Annotated in this window: 9 protein-coding genes and 1 pseudogene; 5 read left to right on the forward strand and 5 right to left on the reverse strand. The window is 47.8% G+C overall.

What is annotated here, in order from left to right:
* Window position 1: 1 nt before the first annotated feature.
* The 4 genes and pseudogenes from B723_RS00905 to hrpB form a co-directional block, all read right to left on the reverse strand.
* Window positions 2-2,050 (reverse strand): hypothetical protein, encoded by a 2,049-nt coding sequence (locus B723_RS00905; protein ID WP_003132545.1) that lies wholly within the window; start codon window positions 2,048-2,050, stop codon window positions 2-4.
* Window positions 2,047-3,975 (reverse strand): hypothetical protein, encoded by a 1,929-nt coding sequence (locus B723_RS00910; RefSeq protein ID WP_003132543.1) that lies wholly within the window; start codon window positions 3,973-3,975, stop codon window positions 2,047-2,049. Before B723_RS00910 ends, B723_RS00905 begins: the two co-directional genes overlap by 4 nt.
* Window positions 3,972-5,438 (reverse strand): site-specific integrase, encoded by a 1,467-nt coding sequence (locus B723_RS00915; RefSeq protein ID WP_003132541.1) that lies wholly within the window; start codon window positions 5,436-5,438, stop codon window positions 3,972-3,974. Before B723_RS00915 ends, B723_RS00910 begins: the two co-directional genes overlap by 4 nt.
* A 55-nt stretch (window positions 5,439-5,493) precedes the next feature.
* Window positions 5,494-7,626 (reverse strand): annotated as a pseudogene (hrpB, locus tag B723_RS00920) (ATP-dependent helicase HrpB); the annotation flags it as partial.
* Window positions 7,627-7,715: 89 nt separating this feature from the next.
* Between hrpB and B723_RS00925 the strand changes: the two are divergent.
* The 4 genes from B723_RS00925 to B723_RS31790 are packed head-to-tail and all read left to right on the forward strand — an operon-like array spanning window position 7,716 to window position 14,166.
* On the forward strand, window positions 7,716-10,013 hold the full coding sequence (locus B723_RS00925; RefSeq protein WP_017340930.1) for a hypothetical protein: 2,298 nt from the start codon (window positions 7,716-7,718) through the stop codon (window positions 10,011-10,013).
* Complete coding sequence (locus B723_RS00930; protein WP_017340931.1) at window positions 9,997-12,093, forward strand: hypothetical protein; 2,097 nt, start codon at window positions 9,997-9,999, stop codon at window positions 12,091-12,093. Before B723_RS00925 ends, B723_RS00930 begins: the two co-directional genes overlap by 17 nt.
* A 2-nt stretch (window positions 12,094-12,095) precedes the next feature.
* Entirely contained in the window at window positions 12,096-12,734 is a 639-nt protein-coding gene (locus tag B723_RS00935) for a hypothetical protein (protein WP_017340932.1), read from the forward strand.
* On the forward strand, window positions 12,727-14,166 hold the full coding sequence (locus tag B723_RS31790) for a tyrosine-type recombinase/integrase (protein ID WP_031319138.1): 1,440 nt from the start codon (window positions 12,727-12,729) through the stop codon (window positions 14,164-14,166). Before B723_RS00935 ends, B723_RS31790 begins: the two co-directional genes overlap by 8 nt.
* 306 nt (window positions 14,167-14,472) lie before the next feature.
* Here B723_RS31790 and B723_RS33540 read toward each other — a convergent pair whose 3' ends face one another.
* Window positions 14,473-14,931: a hypothetical protein gene (locus tag B723_RS33540; RefSeq protein WP_017340934.1), complete on the reverse strand. Its 459-nt coding sequence runs from the start codon at window positions 14,929-14,931 to the stop codon at window positions 14,473-14,475.
* Window positions 14,932-15,040: 109 nt separating this feature from the next.
* Here B723_RS33540 and B723_RS00950 point away from each other — a divergent pair, with 109 nt between their 5' ends.
* Complete coding sequence (locus B723_RS00950; RefSeq protein WP_017340935.1) at window positions 15,041-15,241, forward strand: hypothetical protein; 201 nt, start codon at window positions 15,041-15,043, stop codon at window positions 15,239-15,241.
* Window positions 15,242-15,319 lie beyond the last annotated feature (78 nt).

Raw genomic sequence — 15,319 nt, forward strand, 5'->3', positions numbered from 1 at the left:
ACTAAAGCTCCACAGTGTCGATCAGGCGAGTCTTGAAAACCATTAGGCGCTCAATATCGCCCTTCACAATTTGATATTCGCCTGAGTCTTCTGCGTAGTTTGACAACTCGTTTTTCGCATCCTCAATGGCCGCACTTAACCTGGAGGGCTTGATAATCGCACCCTCGCAGGACAAACATTCAGTATAGTCACCGAGCATGAAGGAATCGCAGCGGCCCACCTTGGTGCAACCACCGAGTAGCGTTGGCCGATAGCTAATTGCACCGTTCTTCACCCGAAGCTCTGTATCGGCACGAATATCTTCAATCTTTATCTCGCCAGCTTCAACACGTTCTTTCTGCCTCTGCATGTATGAACCGGTGCCACCAAACAGCGGTTCTTCTTTGAACAGCAGATCTGCAATCAACTGATTGGCCACCGACATCGGCATGGCCATCTGGAACTCGAAAGCAAAGTGGTTATATGGTAGCACGAAGTCTATTTTCTTCTCGTCATAGTAGCCAAAAATGGTGCGCAAGTTATCAAAGCCATTCGCATAATAGCGCGCCATCTGAATGGTCATATGCTTGAACTGCGCTCGCAGAGTCGGTAGCGAGAGAAAGCCGCTACTGCTTCCATAGAAGGCCAACGAACGTCGGAATTGATGGCTAGTCAGCGGCCAGGGCTGGCCTACTGCAAAATCTGGCTCATTGTAAAAGTCACGAGAAGGGTCGCTCTGAGCCAACTCTTGTAAATCCTCTGATTGAATCGATAAGGATTTCAAAGCACTGCCCATCGTTGCTCTCAATGTAAAGTCTGTTACACCAACTTCTGCACAATTCTTCGTTTTACACAGGACGGACGGATTGATGAATAGCGGACAACGATCATCCAGTTCAATCCTATAGAGCCGGGCTAAACCACGACAAATCGCCTGGCCAACCTCGACCGCCTTGACGACTTCGCCTGCCGCGAACCATGCGCTTTCTTTCTTGTAACCGCTAAACTTCGTGGTAGTCGATAATATGTGTACTGATTGCGGTTGATCGCGCATAAAACCTTGATCATCAACCACTGAACATCTCACGACTTGATCAGATAAGCAGTTATAAGACATACGCATCACCTCTTGATCACGCATGCCGGTATATAGGTGTATCACCATTCTCACCACATACTGCATCTTGAGAAGGACTCGCTGCAGCTTTCTCTTTTCGGAACAGGCAAACTCACCGACAAAAACCGCAGCCAGACCATATTCCTCTATTGCTTGCTGAATACCGGGGCGATAGCGCGACTTACCACCAACCCCCAAAGATTTTTGACGGTGCGGAGTAAGACCGAAATACTCATCAGCAAAGCACGATATAAATGAATCAATATTCCCAACACCCAAGTAAAGATGATCGAGCAGGTCGCCACAAATATTTATTAAATTCAAATAAAGGCGTGTCGGAATTACCGGATGCTGTTTAGAATCAGGTCTTCTCAAATCAAAAACTCTTGGATTCAGCACAACATACCCTAGGCGTTCCTCGCCCACACTAATCAATCCGTGCAATATCCCACTAAGAACCGTCTTGTCAAAATTACTTTCACTAACAAAAGCCGCTAGATAAACAGGCACGGTAAAAAGCTGCTGCAAGGACAGCACACCAACCATTGACTTCTTTTTCTGCGCATAGCAGAACTTCATAGCGATGCGCAGCACAACCCAATATGAAATAATCGTAGATGCACTCAGCTTACCAATCCGCCCACCGCCAGCGAAATAAATAAGACAATACAGAAGATATTTGGCTTCTTCGATCAGCGCTTGCTGATCATGACCATAATCACCGAACACCATATCGAAGCGTATTCGGCCAATTTTTTTTGCACTCAGCCTGTACGGGTTAAAGTCCCATACAGACTCGCCGTACACTGCCGTTGCATTGCCATACTCAGTGCGACAGATAACAAAATCCGACGCGGGCTTCCCATACAGCTGAGCCGCACTATCTGGCTGGCTGGTGACTGGAAACTGGCCGCTAGAAAAAAGACTACCTATCGACTGAACAGCAGCACTCAAAATACGATCCCCATTTTTTCATAGCGACCCAACCGGACTTCCCAAAACTTAGTTAACTCGCCGTATTCAAACACCTTAGCTTTAACCTTTTCGACTGTCTGTTTCACCGAGCTAGAGCGCTCACTAAGAGCATCGACTATAAACTCGATCCGGATAGATAACTCTTTGAAAAGTGCCTCAGTATGCGCTGCATCGGGGGCCGATTTACGCACGGCATTGACCACGTATTGCAAACTCAGAATTTTATGCAGATCCTCCTCATCGCCGTGACATAAATAGTTTTCGCAGTACAAACAACCATATTGGGTGCGGCAGTTCGGCTCTATAATCAATCCCACATCAGTGGCAGACGTCGGCTTATTGAAATCCTCGCAGTGACCCGCCGCTATTGCGACACTACTTGCTACAGCCTTGCGGCTTCGCTCACGCACAACATGAGCAGCGTGGCGTATTGCATCCCAAAACAGGCTGAACTCGGATTGCTGCTGTTCAGGTGTTGCCTCTGCATAGGTAGAAAGATTCACCGCTTCGGTGTGATTGAGGGATGCCGCTACAGTGGACGGCGACAAACGTGCAGAGTGCATTTCAGTGCTTTTGTGCTTGCGTATTTTACGAGTTGAAAGTCTTGGTACAGTCGGATCAAGAAAGACCCCGCTAATAAACTCATAAAATTTTTCTAAGGAGCTTGTCACGTTAAGATCACCAAAGCTTTTGCAAGTTCTAAGCTGACCAGACGTAGGCATTGCAAAGAATAGTCGCTCATGTCTCGCACCATCCAAAATCCACGCACGCAGCTTTAAATACTCTTTCAGCAGCGACAAACCCGAGCCCCGCCCAATGTTGTAAAGCGTTGACTTTCCGCCAGCCCGAAATTTCACAGCCGACAACTCTTTCTTGAGAGGGGACTTTTCAACTTTGAGTGCGTCTTCGTAACTAAACTGCTCAAATTCAGCCGGAGTGGCACCTGTAATCATAAAAAAAAGGATAGCATAGGCTTTCGCCGCAAGACTCGCTAGATTAAGACGATGCCAGTTGCGCCCATCTTCATTAGCCGCATCCAAAGATGCCTGGGAGCTTCTTAGTTCGCGCGCGACATTATAATTTCTCGGCTTTTTTCGGCCAAGCCTCTCGAAGGCCGCGAAGTATTCTTCGGCCGTAGCAATTCGCCGCTCAGCTGAGTTATATGAAGGAGCAGCATCCTTAAATGGGCTGCTCGCGCCTCGGTTGGACGGAAATATAACAACTTCATAATCTCTAACTCCAACCACGAGCGGGTAAGGTTTTTTATTCAAGATAAAATCACTGCACTGCTGGGCAATGGCAAAGCAAACATCTCTATACAACTCGACATGAGCAGCGCCTGCTGTTGCAGAACCTCTATCTGGAACAATCCTTACTGCACCAGCAAGAATATGGACACTATTATCTGGATAAAGTAATTTGATCAGGCTGGATGCTCTAGTTTGGTAGCTTGACGCGGTCCGGGGCTTCAGCTTTTTATCGGATATTTTTTGATTTAGATGCGCTGTATAATCTCGATATGCCTTTTGAGCATCCACGCTACTGGAAAATATTTCTCGGTAACCCTCAGCGTTCAACCAATCAATAAAATATTCGGTATGGAAGAAATTTGCCAAGACTGACTTATCACGCAGACCGACAAAAGACTCCAAAACTCTCACAATCAGCTCACGACGACTTTCAACGAACGACTCAATCACCAATGGCGTCCCGCGATCATCATGAACACTTTTATTCTTACCACGAATGAGATATGCAAAACTACCAATATCTAACGGCTTCTTTTTAACCTTAACGGTCAGCTGCAATCGCAAACGCTCAGGTTCGGAAAACTCCTGAACCAACTCATTTAGCGTAATAATTTTTGTATTTTCGCGATGCTCTAACAGCTGCCGACTACTCATTCTTGGACCGTCAATTTCATGACTTCGTAGTTACCGTTAAACAATTTCTTCTCCCACACCTCTTGGGCGATGACTTTTTCGTGAGTCATATTGAATAACTTTAGATAGTTTTCAGTTGTTTCCCTAGACTCGTGATGCATACGTTTTTGAATAAAATCAATATCCTCCCCTAATTTCAAAACGCCTTCTTGAACCAACGGTTGCAGGCGCTGGTAGAGTTGATAGGCAAAAGTCGCTCGCAGCCAGTGATATGTAAAATCTTTTGGAAATTGGCTAGAAGCTGTACTCTGCAATTTTCGCTTTATTGTTTCCGTCACCTGCCCTGTCTGTGGCGACCTAACAATTGCGTAACGCGGATCATTTGAAGCCATGTAATAACAATTGCCTTGATCGGAGAGAAACAAATACATATCGTCCTCTTCTATCAACAGACCGGGATGACTGACTTCTAATTGAGCACGAAATTTTTCCCGCCGTCTCCTCATCATCGGACTACGTGCAAGCGTGACCAATTCTTCAGCAAGTTGCTTTGGAACATACAGAACTTGAGTTTTGTCAAATTTCGTATCAATGCCTGTGCGCGGGCCGGCATGCAATTTATAGGCACATTCCGGCACTAGTTTGTCTTCTGTAAATCCTTTCAAATGCTTCAAGCGTATGGTCAAAACACTTTGCTTACGAGCTCCAGTCATCAGAGACGTGAGAAGAATCAACCGCTCAATCGTTGACCATTTCTTTTCATTAATGGCCTCCAAAAGCGCGCCTAACTCAAGATTGGAGAGAGGTCGAAGATCCTCGCCATCTTCACGCACGAATCCCAAAGGAACGGAGCTACTAGGCGGCGTACGCCGCGTTTGGCTGCGCTTTTCAGCATCGATGATTTTCGCGCCTTTTGGGCTCTGCACGATAAGCCGCACTTGCTTGATCGTATCAACACGCTTTAGATCGAGGTAATGCCAATGCTCGGAAACGTACTTATAAAAGTGATAGACCGCAGCGGTATATTGATTGATGACCTGATTACTGCGACGGCCTTCTTTAATCAGGTGATAGAAGTACTTGTAAGTCGGGCGAAGCGAAGGACGGGCACCGGAAAAGTCGAGCCAATCCAGATTGTTATCCTCACAGAATAGGAGGTAATCCAACAGTTTACTGGCACGACGCCTAACATCATCAGTGCGTCGACTTGCAGGAGCCCTATCACGCATGAGACTCAGCAAGTAGTCGTTCGCTTCGTGCCAAGGGTTGCCATTAGCACTAAACAAAAATGGGAAATTGAACAGGGCACGGTCATTCCCTGAACCGACTTCATCGCATTTATAAAGCAGATTGGATTCAGCCCCCTCAAGCGCTGACTCAATAGAGCCGCGAGGCGCTTCACTGACATGCAGGATAGCGAAGGCATCCTGCAAATTCGGGATGAGAATCAGACGACCTTCGTGACGCGGATTGGTGTAGGACATTCGCCCCCCCTGATGAATCAGTCAATCCTATATGTTATGCGTCAGTTTACAATCGCTACCTGTCAATCTTTTTGTTGTTAAGCGATTCAACCCAAGGGTCTAACTTATGGAATAGCTTCGGATACCGCCCCTTCAAATCCTTCTTCACCTCGGCATAGGTGCTGCGCCAGAAGTTCGCCAGATCCTGGGTCACCTGCACCGGGCGCCGTGCCGGGGACAGCAGGTGCAGCTTCACCACCTGGCGCCCACCGGCGATGCGCGGTGTTTCGGCCAAGCCGAACAACTCCTGCAACCGCACCGCCAGAATCGGCGGCTGCTCGCTGTAATCCAGGCGAATCGACGACCCCGACGGCACGCTCAAATGATGCGGTGCCAGCTCATCCAGCCGCTGCGGCAAGGGCCACGGCAGCAGGTTATGAACGATGTTCGACAAGTCCAGATTGGCAAAATGACTGAGCCGCGAGACTTTCCCCAGATACGGCATCAACCAGTGCTCGAGGCTTTTGAGCAGCGCAGCATCACTGACATCCGGCCACTCACTTTCATTCTTGCTGCCCAGATCCAACTGCCGCAACAACGCCACTCGCGCCTGCCACTGACGCAACTCCGGCGTCCACGGCAACAGCTCCAGCCCCTTGCGCCGCACCAGATTCACCAGCGCCTGACTGCGCGCGGTTTCATCGAGCCCGGTCAACGATTCACGGCTGAGGATCAACTCCCCGACCTTGCGCTGACGCTCGGCGCGCAATACGCCTTCGCGCTCGTCCCAATCCAGCTGATCGACCACCCGAACTTGCTCGGCCAACACCGAATCGAACAGCGCCGGATCGAAATCCGCCGCCAGATAAATTCGCTCTTCACGCTGGCCCTGACGACTGCCCAGGTCGGCGATCACCAGCCATGGCTGCTTCATCAAACTGTCGGCTTCGGCGAACAACGCGGCGCGACCGTTGGCCAGGCGATATTCCGCGCCGCCCGCTCGACGTTGCTGCGCCACACGATCGGGATAGGCCAGCGCCAACAGTGCGCCGAGCCAACGCGGATGATCCGGATCGCCGACCGGCTCCGACGGTTTGCCGCGCAGGTAACCGCGATACTGACGCGCCAGTTGCCGGGCCCGTTGCACGCCGCCCTGAGCACCGCGCGCGGCACGTTCTTCGCCGGACAGCAGCACCAATCGGCTGTGCAAATCGGCGCCGGCACCGCGCAGGATATCGCGCTCGCCGAGCAGTGCCGCGACATCGCTCGCCATGTCCGCCAGGCCGAGCGCCTGACCACGCAGCAACAAATGGGCGATGCGCGGATGCGCCGGCAGTTCGGCCATGGCCTGACCGTGACGGGTCAGCGTTTCACCGTCCAGTGCGCCCAGTCGATCAAGCAAGTCCTGCGCCTGGGCATACGCCGCTGCCGGTGGCACGTCGAGCCACACCAACTGCCCCGGCGACACGCCCCAGCGACCCAGTTGCAACGCCAACCCGGCGAGGTCCGCCGATAAAATCTCCGCACTGGCGTATGCCGCCAGTTGCTCGTGCTGATCCTGCGACCACAAGCGATAACACACGCCCGGCTCCAGCCGCCCTGCCCGACCGGCGCGCTGGGTTGCGCTGGCGCGGGAGATGCGTTGCGTGTCGAGGCGGGTCATGCCGCTGCCGGGATCGAAACGCGGCACCCGCGCCAACCCGGCATCGATCACCACGCGCACGCCGTCGATGGTCAGGCTGGTCTCGGCGATGTTGGTCGCCAGCACCACTTTGCGCTTGCCTGCCGGCGCCGGCTCGATCGCGGCGCGTTGCGCGGCGAGGTCCAGTTCACCGTGCAACGGGCAGAGCAACACCTGCGTACTCTCGCCCAGCGCATCGGCCAGTTGTTGATGCACCCGGCGGATTTCCGCTTGCCCCGGCAGGAACACCAGGAGGCTGCCGGTTTCATCGTTCAGGGCTTCGAGAATCGTTTGCACCAGACGCGGCTCGATGAATTCACCGGGCTGGAACGGCCGGCCCCAGCGCATCGCCACCGGGTACATGCGGCCTTCGCTGCGCAGGATCGGCGCGTCGTCGAGCAGCCCGGCCAGGCGTTCGCCTTCCAGCGTTGCCGACATCAACAGGATTTTCAGCGGCTGATCGTCGCGGAACAGTTCCCGGCCATTGAGGCTCAGGGCCAGCGCCAGATCGGCGTCGAGACTGCGTTCTCCGATTTTCCCATCTACACTATCTTGTCAGATGGCTCAGGATGACGGTGTAGCGCGCATATCAGCTACCCCGAACGGGAGAAACTGAATTGACAATCATCAAAAATTGCTCATTTTCGCGTTTTTATCCTTTCGAGGCTCTCGACGCTAACGTCCGAGAGCTGATGGAAGGATGCTTCAACCTAGATCTCGCTAGCTCCATCAACCGTCCGATGCTGAAGGCATTCAATGCCTACTGCCATCTGATTGATGTGAAGATCAGCTATTTCACGTTATCGACCCCTGAATTTGTAGAAGTCGCAATGGGCTTTATTGGCGCCCTTCATAATGATTGCCTGTTGTACTACAACACTGCGGGTAGAGTACGAATGGCCGGGGCCTTCGTTGATATGATAAACGCGGTGAGTGAGAAAATCCCAATACTGCCTAGCTTTGACAAAATAAAAACAAGAACAAAAGACTGTTATCCCATATGGGAACGTCTAAAAGTACGAATCAAAGAAAAAAGCATTCATTACTGGAACGGTTGGCATGTAGAGTCCACCAAAGGACAGAAACTATACACAGCGATACCTCTCATATGGCATTCACATGGTGAAGAATTCGCAGAAAAAATATTCAATACATACAAGCCTCATATTGAAAAATACGCACGCCCTGACATCACAGTATTTAACTCATTTCTTACATTTTTAAGCAAAAAAAAATCCGACTGGCCCTCCTCTACCTTTCAAAATCCGATCAAAATAAAACAGTGTTTCCTTGATTTTATGATCGATTATTTTCTCAGCGCATCCCAAAAAGGGCTGGACATAGCTACACAAACTCGCCTATATGCGAAATTTATATTTACTATGGATCAAGCATTCATACAAAGTGGAATTTGGGCGAAACCATTTGGAGGTATTCCCGCACCTTCAACGCCAGCCAGCATCGGTATTGAAACACACGTACAAAAATGTGAATCAGGAGATTATATAAAAACAAAGCTAATCACTCACATACCATTAGAAATAACAGATTCAGAAGTAATAAAATTAATTTTTAAACAAATGAAAATTGATGTTGACCTAGTAATAAAATTTTCAAAAAAACAATCCTACTCAACAAGAAAAGCGCAACTGCAGAGAGATCAATTAGCCGAAAGCGGAACAGCAATTTCCGACGTCGCTGCGGCCAGAAAACTCACAACATTAAGAGAGCACGATGTCTGTGCCACGTTGAACCAATTAGGGCTGAAACACATTAGAGAAAGACTAACCGACCGCGGGTCTTCGCTTAGAATTAAAAGAAGTGATATCGCCCCACAATTGGCCCTTCCTGGGCGTAACGACCTTCTTCCATTTAAACTACTTCTTATCCACTCCGACCCACGTATAACTGATTCTTTTCTTGAGGACTTTCAGCTATACAACAAAAACTATAAATTATCCGGCTTTCTGATGGGTGAAAACGGGCATTATCAACTCATCGGTTACAAAGATCGTAGAGGCGGGGATCTTAGTGAACAAAAAATCGATCTATCACCAAGGCAGGCAGTTCTAATTCGTCAAATAATTGCGATAACTGCGCCCCTACGAGATGAGTTAAGGGCAGCTAATGACGACAAATGGCGATTCCTATTCCTACATAGTGCAAGAGCGTTGTCCTATCCTGCCGTTAACAACGTGGCAAGATGGGATAGAATTTCGCCACCAAATAAAGAAAAGTTAATTGACCAACTTTCGCAACACACTTCTAGAACTAGAGAGAAGATTACCGAGTTAATCAGTGCAGTGTCACTCACTTCATTCAGGGCAACCTGCGGAGTGCAAATTTACTTGAAAACCCAAAGTGAGCGAGAAATGGCGAAAGCATTGGGGCATTCGACATATAATCCCGGATTGCTCAGCAGGTATTTACCAGAACCAATTTTAGCTTTTTTTCAAAGCCGATGGGTTCGAATATTCCAACGTGGAATTATCTGTAGGGCGATGAAAGATAGCCCAATGCTACTTAAAGCTGCCAACTTTACATCCATGGACGAATTGCATGAATTCCTGAGCAACCATGCGCTTGGTGACATCCCTAAGCACCTAGGTTCTTCTGACAATACAACCGACCACAAAGCTCCGCAGGAGGAATTTACGTCGACGAAGGATAGTGTTCTCATCTCGGTTGACATTGGTACTCTAACAGCTCTGATATCGCTCAGAATTGCGGTACAAAATTCTAAACATCCTGACGAATTAAATGGGCTTTCATTATATTGGTCTGAATTCACTTGTGTTTTAGTTAAAGAAATAGAGCGAGGATGGGACACTGATTTAAAAAGCTATTTATCAACAGCGCAACTCCATGCCGACGAAACTCGAATGGAGAAACTTATCCATGAATCTGCCTCCTGACATTTCTTTTTTGAATGCCTATTTGGCACACCCGAAAGACGCTTTTAGAAAGGCAAGATGGCTGCTTTCTAATTTCGACGAATCTGTATGGCTGTATAGCCTCGATTTTAAAAAACCCAAAAAAATCGACTGGACCATAAAACTTTCAGATGGCACTCTACTAACTTCTGCATCCAACAAAAGCCTATTAGAAGGTTTGAAATATTTTTTAATCGTGTCGACGCGAAATCATGCTGATTACAGTAGCGAAACGAATGCGATGCAAGGCCAACAACGCAAACGCTTCGCTATCGCCTGTCAGTTAATTGACCTCCTGCTCTTAAACTCCGACCGATATCAACTCGCAAAGTATGGGCTTGGCGGACTAACGCTTGGCAACCTCAAAGAAATGTTGGACACTGTAGCTTCTGATACTGTTGTGTCCGAGTCGATATATAATTGGCCTACAAAATTACGCTCATTTTGCTTAGACTTGCTTAATCGAACCGACCCGAGGCTAGTTGACTCTATATTGGTATCAAACCCAGCGATCGCAACTATTTCCTATGACGATGAGGAAGACGACGAAAACGGGCTTTGTATATCTCCGATTATTGCCCCTAGGATTAGGGCGGCGCTTTATGCAAATAAGTTATACATTAGAAATCAAAATCATGGTTGGGCGCCTGACTCCATCGCCATTTCAAAGATAGTGTATTCGGAGTGCTTATGGGGAAGAACGCGGGCAAAACCAGCATTCAGCATATTATGCTACCGAGACGAGTATAGCCCCTTCGATCGTGAGTATGACGGAGTTCGAGTAACAACTGGCCAAAGAGGCCGTGTACCACGCCATATGTATACCGATTTTCGCACGACCCTTTACAACTTAGGTGTATTACATGAAATTGGATTGCCCGCACCTGCTATTGAGGATCTTTTAGCGGTTGAAAAATACGACGTAGAATTAGCGTCTCAGGGTAAGCACAGAACGCTTCCTTCACCGATGATTTTCAAGTGTCTCAGACAAGCAATTGAATTTCATTTAAGCAGTGGGTCCGAAATTGTCAATGGATTCTGCCGGCTTGTCTTGCACTGCAAGAAACACAGCATTTCTGCCGCGAACCTGCAAGAAAAAGAACTTGTAAAAATTGTAGGGCAAAAGCTGTACAACTTAGGAGTTCGCGAATACGGATTGTCCGCTCATGTCGTCGCTGGAAAACGGAGACGAAGCAAAGGTGAGAAAGCACGCTATTACAACCGGTTACGAACCAATAGAGGACTTACAGAGCTACTTCGAATTTATATCGGCTCAGTCCAGTTCGCTGCAGGGATAATGATGGCACGAAGAGTTACGGAACTCTGCAACCTCATGACGGATACTTGCTTGGATGATACTGAACAATGGCTTATATTTTCTAACGCAAAAAGCACACGCAACCTATTTGGAATTCGTCGAAAAATAGCCAGGCCAATAGAACCTATAACCGTAGACATGATTAAGAATCTCATCCGAATGCAGAAAATACTCGTACGGATAGGATTCTTAGACAAAACCATGACTCTGTTCGCATCACCTCACCTTAAAGGTTTACCAGAGTTCGTTGAGTCAGACAAAGCAACGTATAACCGTAACCTTAATTTTTTCTGTGACTATTTTGAAACCCCGGTTAACGATTTAAACCAACGCTACTACGTCCGACAACACCAACTTAGACGTTTTTTCGCTATGCTATTTTTCTACTGCGGCAGTTTCGGAACTTTAGACACTCTGCAATGGATGCTTGGGCATAATGACCCCTCTCATGTTTGGCATTATATTACAGAATCTACCGACGGCGCTGTCCTTCAGGGTGCTAAAGCTCACTACGTGGCCGAAATGATACATCAAGGCGGGGCTGAAGACTTCCACGATTTGTCCGAGTTACTTAAATCGAGATATGGTAGTTCTGATTTTTGCTTAATCGACACAAATGATTTAGAAGACAGAATTCAAGAGCTTATAACTGAGGGAATTGTAGAGATTGAACCTGAGTTTTTTACAGACGAGACCGGAAAGCACTTCCATGTAGTTGCCAAACTCAAAGTATCGAGAGCTTAAACATGTCTACTTCACGATACGACGAGATCCGATCAACCGTAGTTGAGTTACGATCTCTATTACTAGATTTTATAAAGCAACCTCAACTAGCCAACAACCATGAAAAACTAATAATAGCGATCAAAAGCCAGGGAGCCTTAGCCGCACTAGAACTATCTATTGATAAAAAAGACGGTGGCATCATACATAAGCCACCAATGAGCCTTAACACACTAAAATCATACGCAGATACAACTATAAGCGGGGGATTCAAAGAGCTTGATCACTTAAGAAAGAAAGCTCTTGATTCAATTAGCACACTCCAAAGCAAAAACTTTCGTGCAACCAAACGCACAAAATCAGGACTAAATATACGCCTTAATGAATTGGAAGCAGAATTAGAAGTTCAGCGACAAATCAATTACATACTATTACAAGCCATCTCGACAGCCATGAATGGGTTTCAAACTATAAGAGATGCGCCGGACTCAGCCATTCGTGAGAAAAGAACTGAGGATTCTCTCAAGACCCTCCGAGCCATTATAAGTATGACGCCATCCCTTATTCAAGACATGGAGACATTTGAAAAAAAAGAACCAATTGGCCTTTCTCCTGTGACCAACATCAACTTGTATAGAAAGGAGGAACCTAATCGTGAGTAACATCTCCCAGAGAGCCCTTTTCAGCACATTGGGAAACTTCGAAGTATTCAACTACTTCTCCGTCGACAAGCTCACTACTCGCGACGCAAGCAAAATACCTTTTATGATCTGGCCTAATGGAGCGCCGTGTTTAATAGCCAATCTATATATGCTTTCACTTCTTGATCGTAAAGGTCGCAGCGGGCGAAACGGTCTATCACGAAGGGGCTCAAAGGGTGGAACTCTTGGTGTTTACGCATCACAAATTTCGCAACTAATTAGATTTTGTTATGACAACAATATTTCTCCATTCGCCCTCAACGATTCTCTTTTTTGTTGTTTCATAGAAAAACTTCGAAAAGAAAAGAGTAAATTTAATCCGTCTCAACTTAAGAAGACAGAAACGTCCCTATTGGCTACGGGAAAAATCTGTCTTGATTTTTTAAGTTTTGTAGGCAGGGTTCATGGGGATAATAATTTCGTATCATCAGAAGGTGTGATTCGTGCGGTGGAACTGACATACACAATAACAACAAGATCTGGAAGAAAAATAAACAGAAGCTATCTACATCATCATTCTCTAGGGCAAGAAGTTCGTATCCATCGACGAAACCCTATCACATCAAATCAAATTCAAAAACTTAAAGAGGCCGCGTATACGATTGAGTCATCCAGCTTTATTAAGCATCGCAGACGCTGCATGCTTGACTTGCTGGAATACACGGGGGCACGCAGAGGGGAAGTTGCCAATATAACTGTAGACGACATACTTGCCGCCTATGACATGGAGCATCCCTCACTCCGAATGGAAACATTTAAACAAGGCCATGACGCCGTACGCTATATCCCTGTTACTAAAATGCTTTTGCACGACATCAAAACTTTTGTTGAGACTTCACGCCGTAAAAACATGAAGTCAACCTCCGGCTTTAGATCGGGACCAGATCACCGCTTCTTGTTTACATCAGAGCGTACGGGAAAAAAACTAAGTAGCGAGACCATCACCAATGAGATATCGAAACTCCGAATCCATGCAAATATCAATGAGCAAGTGTGCGCGCATATGTTTCGTCACGCATTTATTACTAACCTGTTTGCATTACTCATCAGGCGCCACCACATGGCAAACGAAGATGACTTTCGCCGCGCCTTACTCGATAGTCACACATTCATGGCAGAAGTTATGCAGTGGACTGGACATTTGGATGAGCGATCTCTAGAGACTTATATAAATCTGGCCTTCGCTTCAGTTGCAAATTACGCAGAAACAATCAGCTCAGTTCATATGATTAGAGCAATACAAACATTTGATAACAAGCATGAAGAACTCATGTATCAACTTGAAACCGGCCTGCCAATTTCAGATTATAAGAAACATGTAGCAACACTAATAGAACTAAGAAATAAAGATTTCGAGATTGCGCGGAATCGTGAAGCCATTGTCGCAGCCTGACTCAACTGGAGCTTTGGTAGCAGCGACTCAAGGCAGTCCGTCAGTGGTGATGTGGGGAAGTTGTCACTAGGTGTGACTTGCATCTTAACCTTCATACCATGTCAGTCTTTCGCAGAATTACCGCATGCAGTTGCTGGCCGTTTTCTAACTTCTAGTATTAGTGTGTCGCATTTAGCAGTGCAAAAATTACGCCTACAAATGGTGGAACGCGCTTAGCTTTTTGGCTCATCGTTCATACCTGATGAAAGCCCTCCTACACCGCTCGAAGCATCACTAACGCCGCATGACGCTTGAGCGACCGAACTTCTACTTTTTTCTCAGCATTAGCTGAATCATAGCGAACAGGCGGTGGAACAGGTAGTCGACCTGATCCATATCGATCACCGCCACTTGGCCGATCTCCGAATGCCGAATCAGGTGACTGTTTCCAATAGAGTTCAGTTCTGTCGCTTCTGTATCCATTCTCTCCCGCAGCGACGGCACGGAAGTCACCGCGTCGAGGATGATCTTGACGGAGCGCTTCTTGTCGCTCGGGTCAGCCAGTGATTTGAGGCGCTCCCATGCGTCCCACAACCGCTCCAGCGCTTCGCGACGCACCAGCGCGAAGATCAGCTCGACCGTAATACTTCGATTCGGATCCGTGATGAACTGCCCCTCGTAAAGTACGACGAGGCCGAGCTGGTTGAGCAGGCGCGGCGATCCGAGCGCCAGATTGAGAAAGGTTTCATAGGTGAGGAACCCCAGGTCATAGCGGCCACCCAACACGGGACCGATGCCATCCGTTGATCACCGCTGCACCGAACAACGCGCAGTCCCGCGGGTCCGTACAATTGCCGAAGCTATCCGAGAGGCTCAAGGTCGCTCCAGTAGTGCCATGCGTGATTTGAAACGACAAGACTTGATTGTGGAACGCAAAAAGTCCGCAGTGTACTGTCAGGAGATCGAAGAGCTGCAGACCAAGCTCGCCAGTCTTGCTTCCATCAACGATGTACTGATAAACGAGAATTGTGTGCTCAAAGCTAGGATGAACGACAGCAAAGTGGTCGAACTGGCCTCAAGGAAACCGCACGGGTAAGTAGATTCCGTTTTTCTGCTCAGCTCCCCCTGCCCCCACCGATTTGTTGTGTGGACTGCTCGATCTGGATTACGGCGA

The sequence above is a fragment of the Pseudomonas fluorescens NCIMB 11764 genome, assembly GCF_000293885.2.
Lineage (GTDB): Bacteria > Pseudomonadota > Gammaproteobacteria > Pseudomonadales > Pseudomonadaceae > Aquipseudomonas > Aquipseudomonas fluorescens_B.